At 51.4% G+C, this 15,321-nt stretch carries 12 protein-coding genes; 6 read left to right on the top strand and 6 right to left on the bottom strand.

The window, feature by feature from the left end; genetic code table 11:
- Positions 1 to 38 precede the first annotated feature (38 nt).
- The 6 genes from ACS5NO_RS00660 to ACS5NO_RS00685 all read right to left on the bottom strand — a co-directional run bounded on the left by ACS5NO_RS00660 (position 39) and on the right by ACS5NO_RS00685 (position 8,951).
- On the bottom strand, positions 39 to 3,152 hold the full coding sequence (locus ACS5NO_RS00660; protein WP_439413408.1) for an efflux RND transporter permease subunit: 3,114 nt from the start codon (positions 3,150 to 3,152) through the stop codon (positions 39 to 41).
- Between the two features lie 3 nt (positions 3,153 to 3,155).
- Positions 3,156 to 4,241: an efflux RND transporter periplasmic adaptor subunit gene (locus tag ACS5NO_RS00665; RefSeq protein ID WP_439413409.1), complete on the bottom strand. Its 1,086-nt coding sequence runs from the start codon at positions 4,239 to 4,241 to the stop codon at positions 3,156 to 3,158.
- 4 nt (positions 4,242 to 4,245) lie between these two features.
- Positions 4,246 to 5,496, bottom strand: coding sequence for a TolC family protein (locus ACS5NO_RS00670; RefSeq protein ID WP_439413410.1), 1,251 nt, complete (start codon positions 5,494 to 5,496; stop codon positions 4,246 to 4,248).
- A 195-nt stretch (positions 5,497 to 5,691) separates the two neighbouring features.
- Positions 5,692 to 6,102, bottom strand: coding sequence for a hypothetical protein (locus ACS5NO_RS00675; protein ID WP_439413411.1), 411 nt, complete (start codon positions 6,100 to 6,102; stop codon positions 5,692 to 5,694).
- Positions 6,103 to 6,243: 141 nt separating this feature from the next.
- Positions 6,244 to 7,770 (bottom strand): RtcB family protein, encoded by a 1,527-nt coding sequence (locus tag ACS5NO_RS00680; protein WP_439413412.1) that lies wholly within the window; start codon positions 7,768 to 7,770, stop codon positions 6,244 to 6,246.
- A 71-nt stretch (positions 7,771 to 7,841) separates the two neighbouring features.
- Positions 7,842 to 8,951 carry a slipin family protein gene (locus tag ACS5NO_RS00685; RefSeq protein ID WP_439413413.1) on the bottom strand — a complete coding sequence of 370 codons (1,110 nt, stop codon included), beginning with the start codon at positions 8,949 to 8,951 and terminating at the stop codon, positions 7,842 to 7,844.
- 631 nt (positions 8,952 to 9,582) lie between these two features.
- Between ACS5NO_RS00685 and ACS5NO_RS00690 the strand changes: the two genes are divergently transcribed.
- From ACS5NO_RS00690 to rplW, 6 genes are all read left to right on the top strand, one after another.
- The gene (locus ACS5NO_RS00690) at positions 9,583 to 10,641 is read left to right on the top strand and encodes a helix-turn-helix transcriptional regulator (protein WP_439413414.1); all 1,059 of its coding nucleotides are present in this window, start codon (positions 9,583 to 9,585) and stop codon (positions 10,639 to 10,641) included.
- Between the two features lie 197 nt (positions 10,642 to 10,838).
- The gene (fusA, locus tag ACS5NO_RS00695; RefSeq protein WP_114406392.1) at positions 10,839 to 12,941 is read left to right on the top strand and encodes an elongation factor G; all 2,103 of its coding nucleotides are present in this window, start codon (positions 10,839 to 10,841) and stop codon (positions 12,939 to 12,941) included.
- 149 nt (positions 12,942 to 13,090) lie between these two features.
- The gene (rpsJ, locus tag ACS5NO_RS00700) at positions 13,091 to 13,396 is read left to right on the top strand and encodes a 30S ribosomal protein S10 (protein WP_114406391.1); all 306 of its coding nucleotides are present in this window, start codon (positions 13,091 to 13,093) and stop codon (positions 13,394 to 13,396) included.
- Positions 13,397 to 13,735: 339 nt separating this feature from the next.
- Positions 13,736 to 14,356 carry a 50S ribosomal protein L3 gene (rplC, locus tag ACS5NO_RS00705; RefSeq protein WP_114406390.1) on the top strand — a complete coding sequence of 207 codons (621 nt, stop codon included), beginning with the start codon at positions 13,736 to 13,738 and terminating at the stop codon, positions 14,354 to 14,356.
- A 3-nt stretch (positions 14,357 to 14,359) separates the two neighbouring features.
- Entirely contained in the window at positions 14,360 to 14,986 is a 627-nt protein-coding gene (gene rplD, locus ACS5NO_RS00710; protein ID WP_114406389.1) for a 50S ribosomal protein L4, read from the top strand.
- 6 nt (positions 14,987 to 14,992) lie between these two features.
- Complete coding sequence (rplW, locus tag ACS5NO_RS00715; RefSeq protein ID WP_114406388.1) at positions 14,993 to 15,286, top strand: 50S ribosomal protein L23; 294 nt, start codon at positions 14,993 to 14,995, stop codon at positions 15,284 to 15,286.
- Positions 15,287 to 15,321: the final 35 nt, after the last annotated feature.

Below are 15,321 nucleotides of genomic sequence, written 5' to 3' on the forward strand. Positions count from 1 at the left end.
GCAGCAAGCGAAAGTCATGTAGTGAAGGGCCGGCCTGATTATTCGTCCAAATCCTGGAGCCGGTGAACCCGGTGACGGTAGAAAAACCGGTAGATGATGGGAAAAACCAGTAGCGTCAAAACGGTGGCGGTTATCAACCCGCCGATGACGACAATCGCCAGCGGTTTCTGGGTTTCCGATCCAATTCCGGTGGAAAGGGCGGCTGGCAGCAGTCCGATGGCCGCCATCAGTGCGGTCATGACCACGGGGCGTATGCGCGACTGCACCCCGTCCCGAATGGCTTCGTCCAGCGACATCCGGCCTTGCATATTTTTGTTGAAAACCGAGATCAGGATCACTCCGTTCTGCACACAGATCCCGAAAAGGGCGATGAAGCCAACCCCTGCCGAAATGCCGAAATTCATGCTCGTCACGTGCAACGCCAGAATCCCGCCAATCAGCGCAAACGGAACGTTGAGTAACACCAGACCAGCGTCTTTTGTGTTGCCGAAAGTGATGAACAGGATCACGAAAATGGCCGCCAGACTGATCGGGACGACCTGCGCCAGCCGCTCGGTGGCCCGCACCTGGTTTTCAAACTCCCCAACCCATTCCATCGAATAATCTTTCCCCGGGTTGATGGCCGCATTGACTTTTTTCTGGGCCTCGGCAATGGTGCTGCCCAGATCGCGACCGCGCACCGAAAACTTGACGCCGATAAACCGCTGATTGATGTCGCGATAGATAAAAGCCGGACCGGTTTGCTTCTTGAGCGAAGCAATTTCCCGCAACGGAATCAATCCTCCTTTCAGGGTCGGAACCATCAGGCTCATGATGTCTTCTTCACTCTGGCGGTATTCGTCCTGATACCGGACCCGAATGTCGAACCGGCGTTCGCCCTCGTACAAAACCGATGCGGTTTTTCCGCCAATGGCCATCTCGATCACGGCCTGTGCATCTGCCGTGGTGACCCCGTATAGCGCCATTTTGTGGTCATGAAACAACACGCTGATCTCCGGTTGTCCGACATTGCGGATGACCCCCAAATCCCGGACGCCTTCGACGTCTTTCATGGCGTTCAGAACCTGGTCGGCGTATTTTTCCAGCTTATAAATATCCGGCCCGAAGATTTTTACGCCGTTGCTGGCTTTGTAACCGGCGACGGCTTCGGCCACGTTGTCGATGATGGGTTGCGAATAATTGTAGACAATGCCCGGATAATTCCGCAGTTTTCGGTCCATTTCATCGGTCAGTTCTTCCACCGACAGCTTGCGTTTCCAGTCGTCTTTGGGGGCCAGATCGACCTGAAACTGGCAGAAGTAAAAACCGTTCGGATCGGTACCGTCGTTGGAACGACCCACCTGCGAAAGCACCTGGTTGACTTCAGGAAACGTCTTCAGATCGCGACGGATCTGCCCGGCCATCTCCACGCTTTCGGGCAGCGACAGACTCATGGGCAACTCGGCCGTGACCCACAGTGCGCCCTCGTTCAGTTGCGGCAGAAACTCTGTTCCGAGAAACCGGGCGGAGAAAAAGGTGCCGCCCATCAGCAGCAAAGCGACCACGATGCTGAACTTTTTACGACCGTAGCACCAGCCAAAACCCGCCATGACGATGCGGTTGAAGAAATTGACGATGGGGTTGTTCTTTTCGCGGACGTTCTTTTTCAGCAAAATGGAACACAAAACCGGCACCAGCGTCAGCGTAAACAGCAACGCACCCAACAAGGCAAAACCGAGCGTCCAGGCTAGCGGAGAGAACATTTTCCCTTCGACTTTCTGGAACGCGAAAATGGGCAGCAGGGCCGTGATGATGATCAGTTTGGAGAAGAAAACTGCCTTGCCCAGTTCGCCACCGGTTTTTTTGATGAGCCCCAATTTGGCCAGTTTGTTGAATTTAGCCATGCCAACTTTATGCGCCTGATGATCAAGGGTGACAAAAATTCCCTCGACCATCACCACGGCCCCGTCGATGATGATCCCGAAATCGACCGCTCCCATCGAGAGTAGATTGGCCGACATGCCCCTCAATTTCAGACACATGAACGCAAACAGCAACGCCAGCGGAATGATAATCGAAACGATGAGCGTGGTTCGCCAGTCGGCCATGAACAAAAAAACCATCACCGTCACCAGTACGATGCCTTCGGTCAGGTTGTGCAGAACTGTATGCGTACAGAACTCGATCAGGTTATCGCGGTCGTAGAACGTCACCATTTTGACGTCCGGTGGCAAGACCCGCGTGTTCAATTGTTCGATTTTCGCCTTCACGCGTTCCAGCACTTCACTGGGATTCTCGCCCTTCCGCATCACCACGATGCCCTGCACTACGTCGTCATCTTCATCTAATCCTACCTGCCCTACGCGTGGCAACTGCGATTCGGCCACTTCCGCGACGTTTTTGACCAAAACCGGGTTGCCGTTCAGTTCCTCAATGATGATGTTGCCGATGTCCTGAATGGATGTTAACAGCCCAATCCCGCGAACCACATACGCCTGTCCGCTTTTTTCGATGACATCGCCCCCGACGTTGATGTTGCTGCGGGTGACGGCCTGGTACACTTCCAGCGGTGTCAGATCGTATTTGGCTAGTTGTGTCGGATTGACGCGCAGTTCGTAGATCTTCTGCCGACCGCCAAACGCCACGACGTCGGCCACGCCCGGAACACTCCGCAACTGCCGGTCGATCACCCAGTTGTGAACCGTCAGCAATTCTCGACTATCCCGCTTGTCGCTTTTCAGCGTGAAGCGGTAAATTTCACCCGTTGGGCCATACGGCGGCTGCACATCCGGCTCGACACCATCGGGCAACGCGATATTACGGAGTTGATTATTAACCTGTTGCCGGGCGAAGAAGTCTTCGACGTCATCTTCAAAAATGATTTTGATCACCGATAACCCGAACATCGTGACGGAGCGGACGTTGGTTTTTTTCTGCACCGAATTCATGGCTACTTCGATGGGAACGGTCACGAAACGTTCGATTTCTTCGGCACTCCGGCCGTTCCATTCCGTCACCACAATAATCTGCGTATTGGTGACATCGGGGAACGCTTCCAGGGGCGTGTTGAGGTAACTGAACACCCCGGCGATGACCAGACCGGCGGTCATGAAAAAGATAAAAAACCGGTTTTTTAGGGAAAAACCGACAATATTCCGAATGAACTGATTCATGAGTTAGTTGTTCAAGGCGTTGTAAATCAGGATCTGATTTTTGGAAACCACGGTTTCGCCGGGCTTCAGCCCTGAATCGATGTAGGTGACCGCCCGCAGGGTTCTATGGACGGACACCTCCCGGACTTCCAGATCGTTCCGGTTGCGGTAGACGACGACGTAGTTTTTCGATCGGTCGAAAATAACCGCATCGGTCGGCACGGTTGCCAGCTGTCGGCCCGTTTCCAGCGTCAGCCGGATGGTCGCGTGCATCTGCGGTTTCAGCTTATAATCCGGATTTGCCAGCCGAATTCGCACGCTCATGGCTTTGGTGTTGGCATCGAGTACGCTGTAGATTTTGTCTACTTTGCCCCGAAAAACCGCATCGGGATAACTCAGCGTTTCGATCTGGGCCGCCATCCCGGTTTTGACCCGGCCGATGTCGCTTTCATTGACGTTCGCCATCACCCAGACGTCCTTGATGTTGCCAATGGTGAAGAGATTGTCCGCGTTGTCGGCCCGGAGTTGCAGGCCGGGATTGACGTTTTTCTCGATGATGAACCCGGAAATGGGGGCTTTTACCGTGTAGTTACTGGTTTTACCCAGACCATAAATCTGGAAGACTTCCCGTAACCGGGCCAGTTCGGCTTCGGCCTGGCTGACTTCGTTTTGCGCCTGAACCACATCGCGCTGGGCGTTCAGTTTGCTTTCGTTCAGATCCTGAGCAATGCGCAGGTTTTTCTGGGCCACCAGCAAACCCGACTGCGCCTGGATCATCTGTCGTTCCAGATCGGCCACCTCACCGGATCGGATCAGCGCCAGTGTTTGCCCTTTGCGGACGTAATCGCCTAACTCAACCGGCACGGTTTCCACGTTGCCACCCACCAACGGAAACACCTTGATGACCTTGTTTTCGTCGGCCACAACGCGACCCACCAGCGTCAATTCGTTTCGAACGGGCTGGTTCACAACCGAGTCCAGCCGAATGCGTTTCAGCATCGTATCTGACAGCATAAACGCTTTTGATTCTTCTGCAACCGGTGGCGTATCGCAACTGAATAGTCCCATTCCTGCCGCCAGCAGGAAGGTGATGCGGATGATTTTGTTCATTTGATTAGTTTGAGAGGGTGATACCCATGATGTAGTTAAATTCCTCGTAAGCCGCCATGCGGTCGGTTTTCAGGCGGTTCAGGTCCCGGATGTTTTCAGTGTAGGTTTCGAAGAGGTCGACAAATTCGAGCAGGGAGATATTCCGCTTCATGAAATTGGCGAGCACGCCCTTGTTCAGCTCTTCGAATTGCTCCGCAAAACGACCTTCCACCGAGCGGATCATCTGATCGGCGTTGTGGATTTTTTGCCAAACCGCCGTCACCTCGTTCTCGACCTGAATCGTTTTCTGCTGTTGCAGTTGTTGCTGATACCCAATCTGGCTTTTGGCCGCCCGAATGGCTCCCTGATTGCGATTGAACAGCGGCAAATCCATCGAAACCGACAACCCGGTGTAATTCTGGATGTAATTGGACGACTGGTCGTAAACGCCACCGACGCGCACATCCGGTCTGGCCAGCGCTTTTTGCAGATTGTAGTTGAGCTGGGCCTGCCGGGTCAGCGATTCGCTGATGCGAACATCCGGGCGGTTTTGGAGAGCCAGATTTCGCAATGAGTCCAGCGACTGAACCGGCGGTTGCAAACGGACCAAAGCCGCTTCGTCTACCAGCGGTTGGATGGGCTGATGGGTCGAAAGCAGGGTTTGTAAAAACTGCTGTTGATCAAGAAGTTGGGATCGTATTTCGGTTCGGTCTTTCGAAAGCTGGAAGAGCAGTGACTTGAGCCGCAGGAGTTCCAGCAGCGAAACATTGTTACGCTGGTGCTGCTCCTCAAACGCATTGACCGTATTTTGCAAAATCACAAGCTGCTGGTCGTATTGTCGCAGGGTGTTCTGCTGGAAGTACATTTCGTAAAACCGGGTGTGTAACTCGAAACGGAGTGCCCGGAGCAGATCGCGAAACCCCAGCTCGGTCAGGTGAGCGGATTCCTGCGCCAGCGCGATTCGTTTGTTTCGTTTCCCGGCGGTATAGAGCAGTTGCTCAATCGCTACGAATTTTTGTCCCTGTTTGCCAACGTCCAGTGCCCGGCGTCGTTCCGGGTTATAGGCATTGAGTTCTGCCGTAATCGTAGGATTATCGAATAAACCCGCCTGAATGACCTCAGCCTGAGCGGCTTCAATCTGGTAACGCCCGGCCAGTGCGAGCAGATTTCTTCCAACGAACAGGCTGTCAGCCTGCCGGAGATGAATGGACAGCGTGTCCTGGGCCCGGGCAATCCCGCTCCAAAGCAGGACCACCAGGGTCATGTATTTGATCATGATCTGAAGGTATTGTAAGAAAAAAATGGCATGGCCACACAATTGCCAGTACCGGGAGAATTGCACAGTGACCGATTCACGAAGAACCGACGCAGCAAAACAGCGGGTGACGACAACCGGCGGATGCGAAAAACGGAAGGAACAAGCGGGCAACCGAATGTTGGCAACCGGTCATTTCTTCACACAAAAGGGAAATTAGGCCTGTTTGGGCGGGGGAGAATCGATCTCAGGAGAGTGAGATGAATAGAAGGAAGCCATGAAGAAATACTTCCTGGGAATCAGTAATAAAGAACTAATGGGTATTTTCTGTAGCGGAACCATCACCGTGGGTGCGGTCCAGTCATAAACCGTCTTGACAAGTTTAACGGGAATCGGATGATCTGGATCATCCCGTTCAGGCACAGCGTTGGGAATTGCCAGAACCTCTTCAAGCAAAACCTCACCGATACTTTCCATTTTGTTGACCGACAGATCTTCTGCACCCCAATTCTGACTGGCAGACAGGGTGAGATGATCCGGGGCATCGATGCTGAAGTTGAGGACATTGATGGCCATCAACAGACAGAAAAGCCGGTGCAGGAAAGGAAGCTGGCGCAGGTTTTTCATAAAATCCGTACGACAAAGTTACGGCAAATTGCCGAAAATTGACAGTTTACGGCTGAAATGGCACGGTGCAGATTCCAGGAAACGGGCTGTCGTCTGAAAAAAATGCGGGTAAAAGTGGGAAGAACGAAGCAACAACGCTGCTCAGTCTTCCCGACCTTCCTTGCGGTTGGCGTCGGCCATCCGGACGATTTTTGGCGTAAATTTGGCCAAAACCGCTACCAGATCACGTTGGGCATCGATGACGGTTTCGATGTTTTTATATACCATCGGCGCTTCGTCCAGATCGCCACCGATCAGTTGGATATCGGCTTCTTTCAACGCCTTATTCCATTGGGAGCGCGTCAGGGTATTGAAGGCCTGCGTCCGCGACATCAACCGTCCTGCTCCGTGCGAGGCCGAATTCAGCGAATCCGCATGACCCTTTCCGCGAACCACAAAACCGGGTTGGGTCATGGAACCCGGAATAATGCCCAGCACATTGGCCCCGGCGGGGGTGGCTCCTTTCCGGTGCACAATGACGTCACGGCCGTCGGCGAGTTGTTCTTTCCACGCAAAATTGTGGTGGTTTTCGACCATCGTCAGCGGTTTTTCACCTAGTGCCTTCGCCAGTTTGCGGTGAATTTCGTGGTGATTGGCGGAAGCATACGCACCGGCCAGATTCATGGCAATCCAGTATTCCTGTCCTTCCTCCGTGTTCAGGTCCAGCCAGGCCAAATGAGCCGCCTGTTTGGGCAACCGGGTTTTCTGCATCGCCAGTTTGGAATAGTAATTGGCGACGTTTCCGCCAAAACCGCGTGAGCCGGAATGGGAGAGCAGGGCCAGGTATTCGCCCGGTGGCAGGTTCAGTTGGTCATCCGGTTCGTAGACCTCCACGACGCCCCATTCGACAAAATGGTTTCCGGTTCCGGAGCTTCCCAATTGCCGGTAAGCCTTGTCTTTCAGGTCGCGGATCACCTTGGTGGCCTGCCAGTCCGGCAAATCCATGACGGTTTCGTCGATTTTGTCGCGGGTTTCACCCCCCATCCCAAATTTGGTTTTTTCCACCAGCGATTTTTTCAGGAGATCGGGTTGTCGTTTCAAAAAAGCCGGGGGCAGATCGAAGACCGACAGACACATCCGGCAGGCAATGTCGACACCCACCGCAAAGGGAATAACGGTATTAGCTTCCGTCGCCAGAACGCCCCCGATCGGCAGTCCGTAGCCCTGATGCGCATCCGGCATCAATGCCCCGGCTACGGAAATAGGCAGGCTGGCGGCTGTTTCCATCTGTTTCAAAGCGCCTTCCTCGATCTGTTCACGACCAAAAACCGCATACGGTAACGCATCGATGCGCAGGTCGAAGACGTGATCCGCCTGTTTTTCGCTGGTATTCAGCATGTAAGGAGCAGGTTCTGGCGCTAGATAGGTCATACCGGTTTCACTCAGCGGAATAGCAATGCCTTGTTTGTTTAATTCGTAAACCGCCTGGGCCAGATTGGTAACTTTGTTTTTGGAATAGGCGAATTTCTTGGGGTTCCGGAGCATCTGCGCCAGTAAACCCATCACTTTTTCTTTGGAGTAATCGGCGCGTTGCATCAAACCGTTGGCCACCCGCAGAAAAGGGGTATGTAGCGATTCCGGGATGGGTCCCAGTATCAAAATATCTTCAAGTAAAACGGAAGTTTCCATGATGTTTATGTTTACCCTACTTTCCCAAAAGTGTTGATCTATCTTTCAGGAAGGTCGGGAATTTTACAAAATTAGCGGTTTCGCCGACGGACCAGAATTTCCTTCAACTGATCGACCATCAGGCCGTTGTTAGAGACGGAAATCGAACCGATTTTGTCCGCGATTTTTTCGACATACTCCATCTCTTTCAATTTCCAGAGCATCTCGTTGTCTTCCATCAGCTTGGCGGTGTTCAACAGGCTGCGGGTCGATGCGGTTTCTTCCCGGCGCATGATGCTGTTGGCCTGTGCTTTCTTTTCAGCCATCAGCACCTGGTTCATGATGTCGCGCATATCGCCCGGCAAAATGATGTCACGCACCCCGCCACCCCGCAGTTCAACGCCCAACTGAGTGGCCGTGACCGCCGTTGCCTGGAGGATATACGGTGCGACTTCGCCTTTCCTGTCTAACAACTCATCGAGTGTAAAACCGCCAATGTATTCGCGCAACGCCAGTTGAACCGATACATACAACTGTTTCTCGTAGTCCTTGTTGTCGACCAGTGCTTTAACCACATCCTGAACGACATATTGGACGAAAAAACTCAACCGCAGCGACGCTTTGTCTTTTGTCAGAATTTCCTGCCCCGCGATTTCGACTTGTTGCTGGCGTGTATCGACCTTCGCCACATGAACGGGGATGTTGTTTTTCCACCAGTGATACGTTCCCGCAGTCAAGATCTGATCGAATTTCCAGTCGATGAACAGAACTCCTTTTTCGTAGGCTTCAAGCGTGTAGGTGCGCACAAACGCTGAAAGCGGCTGAGGCATCAGCGAAATCAGGTTGATGTCGGCCGGAATGTCGAGTTGGCTTACATTAGCCTTGATGTATGTATACTGTTTAATGCCTTTCCAATACGCCCAGCGACCTTTTTGCAGAATGGTCTGGAAACGGCCGCTCTCAAATTGCAGGGCAATCTCGTTGTCGTTCACCTCAACCATGTCGAGCAAATCGGCAATCTCCGGATAAGACAACAATACCGTCAGGTCGCAGGGCGGGTTCTGCAACAAAGCATCCTGTTCATAGACGTATACGGTTTCGCCCGGCCAAACCCAGTGGCTGCCTTCCGAAAGCATTTTTCTGTATCCGCCGTGTTTGAACACCAACCCGATCTGGCGGGCCAGGATACGTACAGTTTTCATAATTGTATGGACTAAGTAAATGGTTACTTGTGTCAAACCCGTTCGGAGCTACCCATTTAGCCGAAGCGGAAGCCCGATTGAGCGTGTTCTGGTACGAAGCTTCCGAGAAAATTCAGATAACTTAACGCTCCGGCAGTCGGACTGACTGGCAAAAACGCGGCCATTCGAAGGCTTTTCAAAAACAGCGTACACCCGACAAACCCGACACGGACTTGCTGGCTTGGTCTAAACCGTTGCGCCGGGACTGAGTTCCGGTTGCAACTGGATAGCTCCTGTGGGTTTTAACATCTGGTGGCCTTTTTAGAAGTGGCCGCTTCCCAACCAGTGGATCAACCTTTCGAGTTAATAGCAGGATTCGAACCTGCGTTTGCCCGTTGCTCTACCTACTGAGCTATCCTGTTGAACAGGAGGAGGATTCGAACCCCCGACCCACAGATCAGCGACAGAAGTTTCCATTGTCAACAGCATATCGGAATCAGCCAGGGCTGCGATACTATGGGGCTATTCGGAAACCCGCATCCGGTTTGATAACTGGTCTGTTCTGTCGCTACAAAGGTTGGGTCCTTCTGCGCAGTGTTTTTGCGTAGTTCAGAAAATTTATCGATTTTTCTCAAAAAATTTAGATTGCTCCATGCCCGTCAACCGGAATGCCCTGATTCGTTATAAAACGCTGGATGCCTGTCTGCGAAACCGGCAACGCAAATGGACGCTGGACGACCTGATTGAGCGGGTTTCGGAAGCACTTTACGAATACGAAGGGATTGACAAAGGAATCAGCCGACGTACCATTCAAGCCGACCTGCAACTCATGCGGAGTGATAAACTCGGTTATTTTGCGCCGATCGTCGTTCTGGAGAAAAAGTATTATACGTACGAAGACCCCGCCTACAGCATTACCAACATTCCGCTGTCGGATGGGGACTTGCTGCGTATGAATGAAGCCGTTGAGGTGCTGAAACAATTCAAAGGGTTTTCTCACTTTTCGTCGCTGAATGAAGTCGTTCAGAAACTCGAAGACCACGTGTATTCGACGGGCCGGAAGTCGGCCCCGGTTATTGATTTTGAGAAGAACGAAGGACTGAAAGGGCTGCATTTTTTGGAAGAACTCTATCAGGCGGTTATTCAGAAAAGGGCCCTTCAGATCCGGTACCAGTCGTTTGTTGCACGATCTCCGCAGCTCTTTACCTTTCATGTCTGGTGGTTGAAAGAGTTTAAGAACCGCTGGTTTGCGGCCGGTGTGCAGAAAGGGAAAGATAAGCAAGGCATCATGCACTTAGCACTGGACCGCATGGTGGCTATCAACCCAGCACCCGATACTAATTATATTCCGAATGAGATGACGGATGCTGATGGGTATTACCGCGATGTAATCGGGGTTACCGTCAGTGAAAACTTGAGAGCCATTCCGGTAAAATTATTCGTTACCCGTCTACACGCGCCCTACGTAGAAACCAAACCGCTTCATCATTCCCAACGGGTGCTGGAACAGCGCGCTGAGGGCATTGTCATTCAACTCCGGGTGCAACACAATTATGAATTGGAAAAAGAGATACTGGGGTTCGGAGATGGGATGATCGTTCTGGCCCCCGAGCGGCTTCGTGTGGCCATCCGGCAGCGTCTGCAGGCGGGTCTGGATGCCTATGCCGCCCTGGAAAGCCCAGCGCAGCCGCCGGAACCAGCGTCGTCCTGAAGAATCGGTTTGAAAACCGGTATTGCTTTCATTTCCTGACTATTAACTTTTACAATAGTCTTTACATTACTTTTGCTTTTACGTCCCCGATTCCCTATCTTTGCGCTCTGATTCGCGAAAAGTGCCTTTTTAATACCAACAAGTTGCTTTTTCGGATCCCTGCAATTGTACATTAACTTCTGTAATTATACTTCATTATGGCAACTGATCTTCGATACCTGCGAAACATTGGTATCGCTGCCCACATCGACGCCGGTAAAACGACTACCACCGAGCGGATTCTTTATTACTCCGGGGTCAGCCACAAAATCGGCGAAGTACACGAAGGGGCCGCTACCATGGACTGGATGGAGCAGGAACAGGAACGAGGAATCACCATTACGTCGGCAGCTACTACCGTCAACTGGAAATACCGCGACCAGAACTACCATGTGAACATCATCGATACACCGGGTCACGTTGACTTTACGGTGGAAGTGAACCGTTCGCTGCGGGTTCTGGATGGTCTGGTGTTTTTGTTTAGTGCCGTAGATGGTGTTGAACCTCAGTCGGAAACCAACTGGCGTTTGGCTAACAACTACAACGTAGCCCGTCTGGGTTTCGTGAACAAGATGGACCGCGCCGGTGCTGACTTTTTGACTGTTTGTCAGCAGGTGAAGGATATGCTCGGCAGCAATGCCGTGCCGCTGCAATTGCCGATCGGGGCCGAAGATAACTTCAAAGGTGTAGTCGATCTGGTGAACTTCCGCGGTATTCAGTGGAACGAACACGACAAAGGCATGACGTTCCAGGAAGTTCCGATTCCGGACGACATGCTGGAAGAAGCCAAAGAATGGCGCGAAAAACTCCTCGAAGCCGTTGCTGATTACGACGAGTCGCTGATGGAGAAATATTTCGAAGATCCGGAGTCGATCACGGAAGATGAAATCCTGACAGCCCTGCGTCAGGCGACCATCGAGATGAAAATTGTTCCGATGTTGTGTGGTTCATCGTTCAAGAACAAAGGCGTTCAGACGATGCTCGACTACGTGATGTCGTTGCTGCCTTCTCCACTCGATAAACCGGAAATCAAAGGAACCAACCCCGATACCGATCAGGAAGTCATTCGTCATCCGAACGAAACCGATCCGTTTACGGCTTTAGGTTTTAAAATTGCTACTGACCCCTACGTAGGTCGTCTGTGCTTTGTGCGGGTTTATTCCGGTATTCTGGATTCCGGTTCTTACGTTCTGAACACGCGTTCGGGCAACAAAGAGCGGATTTCGCGGATTTTCCAGATGCACGCCAACAAGCAAAACCAGATCGACAAACTGCGGGCTGGTGATATTGGTGCCGTCGTTGGGTTCAAGGACATCAAAACGGGCGATACGCTTTGTGATGAGAAACACCCGATCGTACTGGAATCCATGGTCTTCCCGGATCCGGTTATTGGATACGCCATCGAACCGAAGAAAACGGCTGATCAGGATAACTTCTCGAAAGCCATTGGTAAACTGATCGAAGAAGATCCGACTCTGAAAGTAGAGACGGATGAAGAAACCGGTCAGACGATTATCCGCGGTATGGGTGAGTTGCACCTTGAAATTATCATCGACCGGATGCGTCGTGAATTCAAAGTGGAAGTCAACCAGGGTGCTCCGCAGGTAGCCTACAAAGAAACGTTGACGAAGAGCTTCGAACACCGCGAGCTTTACAAGAAGCAAACGGGTGGTCGTGGTAAATTTGCCGACATCGTGTTCGAAATCATGCCGGGCGAAGAAGGCAAAACCGGTCTGGAGTTTGTGAACGGTATCGTGGGTGGGGTTATTCCGCGCGAATTCATCCCATCGGTCGAAAAAGGATTCCGCGAAGCCATGTCGACGGGTCCGTTGGCGGGCTATCCGCTGGATTCAATGAAAGTTCGGTTGTTCCACGGTTCTTTCCACGATGTTGACTCCGATTCGTTGTCGTTCGAATTGGCAGCCCGTCTCGGTTTCCGGGAAGCGGCCAAGAACGCTGGTCCGAAACTGCTGGAGCCAATCATGGCCGTTGAAGTACTGACGCCGGAAGAGTATACCGGTCCGATTACAGGTGACTTAAACCGTCGTCGCGGTATCATGAAAGGCATGGACACGCGGGCGGGTTCGCAGGTGATCAAAGCCGATGTTCCGCTGTCGGAACTGTTTGGTTATGTAACCGATCTGCGTACGATGTCATCCGGTCGTGCCACGGCCAACCTGACCTTTGCCCACTACGAGCAAGTGCCGACCAACCTGGCGGAAGGCATCATCTCGAAAGCAAAAGGAACCGTTAGGGCTTAATTATCGAATTATAAGTGACCAATGAACAGTCTGTAAGGAATTGTTCATTGGTCATTAAATAAAAACCGCTGCTGGAGTAAATGGTTCTTTCGGCAGAGGCTCACGTGTCGGTTAACTACCGGCTATTATAACCAGAACCACAACTTGTCATGAATCAAAAAATTCGGATTAAACTGAAGTCCTTCGACCACATGCTGGTCGACAAGTCGGCTGAAAAAATCGTTAAGGCGGTAAAATCAACGGGTGCTATTGTGAGCGGTCCGATTCCCCTGCCGACCGAGAAAGAAATCTTTACGGTTCTGCGGTCTCCGCACGTCAACAAAAAATCACGCGAGCAATTCCAGCTTTGCACCTACAAGCGGTTGGTGGATATTTACTCAACCAGCGCCAAAACGGTCGATGCCTTGATGAAACTGGAACTGCCGAGTGGGGTCGACGTTGAAATCAAAGTATAACGCTAAGAATCTTCAGTAACTTTTGTTGAAAAAGTTTTTTGAAGTCGAAAAATAGCGTACCTTTGCAAGCCGAATTTAGAATTAAAGACAAAGACATACCTCGGGTGAAGGTCCTTCACGGAAACCGCATCTGACTTATTTAGTACGGTAACACATGCATTTGTGTCAACCGAGCGAAAAGGTCAGGTGGAACACGCCTGGCCTTTTTTGTTTTTAATTTGCTCGGAATCATTGGAATAAAGTAAAATACGGTTTGGAATAAAAGTTAGTAATTCCTACCTTTGCACTCCGATTTTTTCGGGTTGAAACTATAAATTCCTGCTTTACAACCACTTATTTATGTCTGGTTTAATTGGAAAGAAGATTGGGATGACCAGTCTGTACAATGCTGACGGGCAGGCTCTGGCATGTACAGTTATTGAGGCTGGTCCCTGTGTTGTTACACACGTAAAAACGCAGGAGAACGACGGCTATCAGGCTGTTCAGTTGGGTTACGGCGAGAAGAAAGAAAAACGTACAACCAAGCCATTGCTGGGGCATTTTAAAAAGGCCGGTACGACGCCAAAGCGCAAGTTAGTTGAGTTTAAAACATTCGAAAAAGAGCTGAGCCTGGGTGAAACCCTGCAAGCCGCGGATGTTTTTGTCGAGGGCGATTTCGTTGATGTCGTCGGAACGGTTAAAGGTCGCGGATTCCAGGGCGTTGTGAAACGTCACGGTTTCGGTGGTGTCGGTGGACAAACCCACGGTCAGCACAACCGCGCTCGTCACCCGGGTTCTATCGGTGCCTGTTCATTCCCTTCGCGGGTTTTCAAAGGCATCCGGATGGCCGGTCGCATGGGTGGCAACCGGGTGAAAGTTCAGAACCTTCGTGTTTTGAAGATACTGTCAGAACAAAATCTGATCGTAGTGAGCGGCTCGGTTCCGGGCGCAAAAAATTCGTTCCTCATTTTAGATAAGTAAATCATGGAGGTAGCAATTTATAACTCGAAAGGCGAAGATACAGGCAAGAAGATTAACTTGTCTGATGAGATCTTCGGAATTGAGCCAAGCGAGCACGCGATCTACTTAGACGTGAAACAATACCTGGCCAACCAACGTCAGGGAACGCACAAGGTAAAAGAACGTGCCGAGAATGCTCACTCGACCCGTAAAATCAAGAAGCAAAAAGGTACGGGTGGTGCTCGTGCCGGTTCCATCAAGTCGCCGGTATTCGTTGGCGGTGGAACCATCTTCGGTCCTCGTCCGCGTGACTACTCGTTCAAACTGAACAAGAAGGTAAAGCAACTGGCCCGTAAATCAGCGCTTGCCACCAAAGCACAGGGTAACAGCGTTTCCATCCTGGAAAACTTCACCCTGGAAGGTCCCCGTACGAAGTCATACATTGAGTTTTTGACCGGTTTTGAAGCTTTGAACACGAAAACGTTGTTGATTCTGCCTGAGGTAGACACCAACGTGGTTCTGTCGAGCCGCAACCTGCAAAAAGCCAAAGTCGTGACAGCTGACAGCCTGAATACGTATGATTTGATGCATGCCGACCGTCTGCTGATTGCTGAAGGGGCTTTGTCGAAACTAGAATCTCTTCTCCAGTAATTGATTATGGAAAACGTACTGAAAAGACCGATCATTACCGAAAAAGTGACGGCCCAGAATAAGAAGGGACAATACGGTTTTGAGGTGTCGATGAATGCCAATAAAATCGAAATCAAAAAGGCTGTCGAGAAATTGTATGGCGTTACGGTGAAGGAAGTCAATACGATGCGTTGCTTCGGACACATGAAGTCGAAGAGCACGAAGAAAGGCGCTGTTACGGCAGGCCGGACGTCAACCTGGAAGAAAGCAATCGTTACGGTTGCCGACGGGGAGATCATCGATATTTACGCTGAAGCATAAGGCAACCCAACCACGAACGACTAAACGAAGTAGTT

Origin of the sequence: Larkinella fluvii, assembly GCF_051857545.1 — a bacterium.
Taxonomy (GTDB): Bacteria; Bacteroidota; Bacteroidia; order Cytophagales; family Spirosomataceae; genus Larkinella.